The sequence below is a fragment of the Pseudomonas sp. FW300-N1A1 genome (genome assembly GCF_058789115.1).
On record NZ_JBYTBK010000096.1, the window covers coordinates 1 to 647 of the forward strand.

At 62.4% G+C, this 647-nt stretch carries 1 protein-coding gene; it reads left to right on the plus strand.

Annotated elements, in window-relative coordinates; translation table 11 throughout:
- Positions 1-42: 42 nt before the first annotated feature.
- A partial coding sequence (locus AC3WQN_RS25455; protein WP_492606976.1) for a DUF2459 domain-containing protein occupies positions 43-647 on the plus strand: 605 nt, incomplete at its 3' end.

Here is a 647-nt window from a genome sequence, read left to right on the forward strand (position 1 = left end):
CCGCCGAGGGGCGAGGGTGGCGATTGGCGGTCCTTCTATGTAGTGAATCATGGCCTGCATACCGGGTTGGCAATTGCGCGCCCCGATCTACTTCAGGTGCTTCCCGCACTGGCCGAAGAGTTCGGTGACGGCGACTTCGTTGAGTTCGGCTGGGGTGACGAGGACTTTTACCGAGCCCCACAGGCCACCTTGAACCTCGCCCTGCGAGCCTTGTTCGGGTCGACGGCAACCGTGCTACATGCGGTCAAGATTGACGGGGACCCGAGGCAGCGTTTCGCCGCAAGCGAGGTCATCGAGGTGCAGGTGACGGAGGACGGCTACCGGCGACTGCTCGCGTTCGTGGCCGGGACCTTCACCCACTCAGCGACGGGCACCTTGGCGGTGCTCGGGCCTGGCCTGTATGGAGAGAGCCGGTTCTACCAGGCCGAGGGTAGCTATTCGCTGTTTTATACCTGCAATACTTGGGTCGCAGAGGCGCTGGCCGCGAGCAGTTGCCCAATGTCGGCTACAGCGGTAATTACGGCGGGGAACGTCATGTCGCAGTTACGCCGGGCGACAGCGGTCGGTGCATCCTGCCTGGTTACCCGCTTACCCGCGCTGACGATGGGGGTGTATTCCCACCTTGTGTCGAATGATACTAACGCGAA